This window comes from Methylibium sp. T29-B (assembly GCF_000576225.1).
Lineage (GTDB): Bacteria > Pseudomonadota > Gammaproteobacteria > Burkholderiales > Burkholderiaceae_C > Methylibium > Methylibium petroleiphilum.
Window position 1 is genome coordinate 1 of record NZ_AZSN01000214.1, and the last position, 4,791, is coordinate 4,791.

1 protein-coding gene and 2 pseudogenes are annotated in these 4,791 nt (G+C 71.4%); 1 reads left to right on the forward strand and 2 read right to left on the reverse strand.

All coding sequences use genetic code 11. The features are described from left to right. Positions 1-1,082, reverse strand: a pseudogene (locus Y694_RS19770) (hypothetical protein); the annotation flags it as partial. 173 nt (positions 1,083-1,255) lie between these two features. On the opposite strand from Y694_RS19770, the gene Y694_RS19775 reads away from it, so the two are divergent. Continuing rightward, a complete protein-coding gene (locus Y694_RS19775; RefSeq protein WP_036235694.1) occupies positions 1,256-1,759 on the forward strand; it encodes an OmpA family protein in 504 nt (167 codons plus the stop codon). 51 nt (positions 1,760-1,810) lie between these two features. Here Y694_RS19775 and uvrA read toward each other — a convergent pair. Beyond that, positions 1,811-4,783: pseudogene (uvrA, locus tag Y694_RS19780) on the reverse strand (excinuclease ABC subunit UvrA). Positions 4,784-4,791: the final 8 nt, after the last annotated feature.

The following is a 4,791-nucleotide window of genomic DNA, read 5'->3' on the forward strand; positions in this document are numbered from 1 at the left end:
CAGCCCGGCCGCAGCCGCTGGGCCGCGCCGGCCAGCGCGGTGAACAGTGGCCGCAGCAGCGGCGCATCGGGGTGCGACGGCTGGCCCTCGCGGCCGGCGTAGGACGCGGTGAAGTGGCGCTGCGCCTGCTCCAGCGTCGGCGCGCTGCGCAGCGCGAACAGCTCGCCCACCAGACCGCCGCGTGAATGCGAAACCACGTCGACCGTGAAGACGCGGTCGTCCGGCAGCGCGGCCAGCAGCGCGCCGACCAGGCCGTGCGCGTTGTCGACCGGGCTGCGGGTGAGGCTGCGGTGCTCCCAGGCCAGCAGCGTGCTGCGCGCAGCGAGCGCGGTGAAGTCGCCTGGCCGTTCTGCGTCTCGCGCCCCGGAGTTGCCGGGGCCGGCCCACAGCGCACCGAAGCTGCCCTCGGTGGACGACGCGGTGCCGTGCAGGAACAGCAGCACGCTGTCCTTCGCGTCGCTCAGCGGCAGGCTGCCGGCGGGTTGCCAGCTGCCGTCGACCCAGCGCAGCAGCACGCCACCCGCATCGCCCAGCGCGTCGTGCAGGCTGGCGTTCTCGAACGCCGCGCACAGCTTCGCGGCGAGCGGGAAGTCGGCCGCGGCGTTGCCTGGGAACCAGCGCGCGACGCTGCGGCCGAGGATCGCACCGAAGTCGTAGAGCTTGTCGAGGCTGGTCGGGTCGGTCAGCTCGCTCACCGTGTAGCGCTCGACCGGGGCGCCGGGCGCGCCGCCGCGCGAGCGGGAGCGCGGGCTGCTCGCCAGGTCGAACGGCAGCTCGATGGTCGGTGCGCCGTTCGCGACACCGCGCTGTGCGGCCGGCTGCCGGCCGTGGCGGGCAGCGAACTCGACCGGGTCGGTGTAGAACACCGAGCCGTCGGCGAAGCGCACCTCCAGCACGGCGCCCGCCTTGCCCAGCTGCACGGCGTCGAGCCCGCGCGACGCCGCGCCGGCGCTGCCGCGCTGCTGGCGTTGCACGCTGGCGCCGTCGGCCAGATGGGCGTCGCACCACAGATCGAAGCTGCGTTTGCCGTGGGTGGGAATCGGGGCGGCGCGACCGCTCCTGGCGGTGGACTTGCGGGCCATGGTGTCTCCAGGGAGCGCGTGAACCGCGCTTCATGCGCCGATGTAGCTTCGGCCGCGCAGCCCGTCAATCCTGCGAAGCCTCGGACCGGGGGCGGGCCTCGTGCGGCCCCCGTCACCTTCGCTCCCTAGAATCGCGCTTCGCTCAACAACGGATCTGCCAAGGCAGCACGAACATGTTCGATCAAGAGGATGAAGGCACGCGCATCGGCGTCTGGACGGCCCTGGCCGTGGTGTTCCTGGTGGTGGCCGGCCTGATCGGCGGCCTCGCGATCCGGGCGATGAACGCCGCTGCGGGCGGTGATGGAGCGCAGGCCGTGGCGGGCACCGAGACGCTGGCCTTCGTCGACGGTCCGCTCGAGGGCGAGGTGGTCGGTACGGTCTACTTCGCGGTCGGCCAGGCCGTGCTGCCGGACGGCGCGCTGGTGGCGCTGGACAAGGCGATCCAGGCCGTGAAGGACGCGCCTCAGCAGCGCGTCGTGCTGTCGGGCTTTCATGACGCCAGCGGTGCTGCGGCTCTGAACGCCGAACTCGCCAAGGCGCGCGCGAAGGCCGTGCGTGCGGCGCTGGTGGCCGAGGGCGTGGACGCGGCGCGCATCGCGCTGCGCAAGCCCGACGTGACGCTGGGCGACGGCGCCGCGCCGGAAGCGCGTCGCGTGGAGATCCGGCTGGTGGAGTGATTCTCGCGAGACCCTCTCCCACGTGCGGGGGAGAGGGCGGGACACCGAGGGCTATTCGCCCAGCAGCGGCCGCAGGTAGCGCCCGGTGTGGCTCGCCGGATTGGCGGCCACGTCCTCGGGCGTGCCCACCGCCACCACCTGGCCGCCGCCGGCGCCGCCTTCGGGACCCATGTCGATCAGCCAGTCGGCGGTCTTGATGACGTCGAGGTTGTGCTCGATCACGACGATGGTGTTGCCGGCGTCGCGCAGCTGGTGCAGCACCTTCAGCAGCAGGTCGATGTCGGCGAAGTGCAGGCCGGTGGTCGGCTCGTCGAGGATGTAGAGCGTGCGGCCGGTGTCGCGCTTGCTCAGCTCGAGCGCGAGCTTGACCCGCTGCGCCTCGCCGCCCGACAGCGTCGTGGCGCTCTGCCCCAGTGTGATGTAGCCCAAGCCCACGTCGAGCAGCGTCTGCAGCTTGCGCGCGATGCTCGGCACGGCGCTGAAGTAGGCGTGGGCGTCCTCCACCGTGAGGTTCAGCACCTCGGTGATGTTCCTGCCCTTGTAGAGCACCTCGAGCGTCTCGCGGTTGTAGCGCTTGCCATGGCAGACGTCGCAGGGCACGTAGACGTCGGGCAGGAAGTGCATCTCGACCTTCAGCACGCCGTCGCCCTGGCAGGCCTCGCAGCGCCCGCCGGCCACGTTGAACGAGAAGCGGCCCGGTCCGTAGCCGCGCTCGCGCGCCGCCGGCACCTCGGCGAACAGCTCGCGGATCGGCGTGAACAGGCCGGTGTAGGTCGCCGGGTTGGAGCGCGGCGTGCGGCCGATCGGGCTCTGGTCGACGTTGATCACCTTGTCGAAGTGCTCGATGCCGTCGATCTCGTCATGCGGCGCCGGGTCGAGATGGCTCTGGTAGAGCTTGCGCGCCACCGCCGCGTACAGCGTGTCGTTGACCAGCGTGCTCTTGCCGGAACCCGACACGCCGGTCACGCAGGTCAGCAGGCCGACCGGGATCTCGACGCTCACGCCCTTGAGGTTGTTGCCGCGCGCGCCGGCGATGCGCAGCGCGGTGATCGCACCGCGTTCGGCCCAGGCCCGCTGGCCGGGCGTGGGTTCATTCTTGCCGGCCTTGCGCGGCGGCAGGCCGGCCGCGGCGACAGCGTCGATGTGCGGCGTGGCGTCGCTGCGCCACGGCGTGCGCTGCCGCGGCACCGCGATGCGCAGCGCGCGGCGAGGTACTGGCCGGTCAGCGATTCGGGCGCCGCGCATACGTCCGCGAAGCACCCTGCGCGATCACGCGGCCGCCGTGCACGCCGGCGCCCGGGCCCATGTCGATCACGTGGTCGGCGGCGCGGATCATGTCCTCGTCGTGTTCCACCACCAGCACGCTGTTGCCGATGTCGCGCAGGTGCTTCAGCGTCGCGATCAGCCGGTCGTTGTCGCGCTGGTGCAGGCCGATGCTGGGCTCGTCGAGCACGTACATCACGCCGGTCAGGCCGGAGCCGATCTGGCTGGCCAGGCGGATGCGCTGCGCCTCGCCGCCCGACAGCGTGTCGGCGCTGCGGTCCAGGCTCAGGTAGTTGAGCCCCACGTCGTTCAGGAACTTGAGCCGCGACGAGATCTCGCGCACCACCTTGTCGGCGATCTCCGCCTTCGCGCCCTGCAGCCGCAGCCCGTCGAACACCTGCTGCGCCTCGCGCAGCGTCGCGTGCGCGATCTCGTAGATCGGCCGCGCCGTGCCGCTCGCCACGTCGACCAGCTTCACGTGGCGCGCCTCGCGCCGCAGCCGCGTGCCGTGGCAGTCGGGGCAGGGCTTGGCGGCCTGGTAGCGCGCCAGGTCCTCGCGCACCGCGACCGAGTCGGTCTCGCGGTAGCGTCGCTCGAAGCTAGGGATGATCCCTTCGAAGGGATGCGAGCGCTTCACGCTGCGCTTCTTGCCGCTCGCGGCCTCGCTGGCGTAGACGAAGGCGATCTCGGTCTCGCCCGAGCCGTGCAGCAGCACCTGCCGGTGCTCGGGCGCGAGCTGCTCGAACGGCGTGTCGGTGTCGAAGCCGTAGTGCCGCGCCACGCTCTCCAGCATCGAGTGCGTGTAGGCATTGCGCCGGTCCCAGCCCTTGATCGCGCCGCTGGCGAGGCTGAGCGACGGGAAGGCGACCACGCGCTCCGGGTCGAACACCGTCACCTCGCCGAGCCCGTCGCAGCTCGGGCAGGCGCCCGCCGGCGAGTTGAACGAGAACAGCCGCGGCTCCAGCTCGGCCAGCGAGTAGCTGCAGATCGGGCAGGCGAACTTCGCGGAGAACAGGTGTTCCTGGCCGGAATCCATTTCCCACGCGATCGCGCGGCCGTCGGCGAAACGCAGCGCGGCCTCGAAGCTCTCGGCCAGGCGCTGTCCCATCTCGGGCCGCACCTTGAGCCGGTCGATCACCACGTCGATGTCGTGCTTCTCGTTCTTCTTCAGCTTGGGCAGGTCGGTGATCTCGTGCACCGCACCGTCGATGCGGAAACGCACGTAGCCACGCGCCTGCATGTCCTCGAACAGCTCGCCGTGCTCGCCCTTGCGCTCGCGCAGCACCGGCGCCAGGATCATCAGCGCGTGTCCTCGGGCAGCGCCAGCACCGCGTCGACCATTTGGCTCACGCTCTGGGCCTGCAGCGGCAGTTCGTGGTCGGGGCAGAACGGCGTGCCGGCGCGGGCGTACAGCAGGCGCAGGTAGTCGTGAATCTCGGTGACGGTGCCGACGGTCGAGCGCGGGTTGTGCGAAGTGGCCTTCTGCTCGATGCTGATCGCCGGCGACAGGCCCTCGATCACGTCGACGTCGGGCTTGTCCATCAACTGCAGGAACTGCCGCGCATAGGCGCTGAGGCTCTCGACGTAGCGGCGCTGGCCCTCGGCGTACAGCGTGTCGAAGGCCAGGCTCGACTTGCCCGAACCCGACAGCCCGGTGATCACCACCAGCTGCAGGCGCGGGATGTCGAGGTCGATGTTCTTCAGGTTGTGGGTGCGCGCGCCGCGCACGCGGATCGTCGCGGCGGGCTCGGCGGCCGGCAGGCGGCGCG

Excerpts from the sequence above, each read along its gene's own strand:
- Y694_RS19775 (WP_036235694.1), top strand. The coding sequence starts at position 1,256 with ATGTTCGATCAAGAGGATGAAGGCACGCGCATCGGCGTCTGGACGGCC.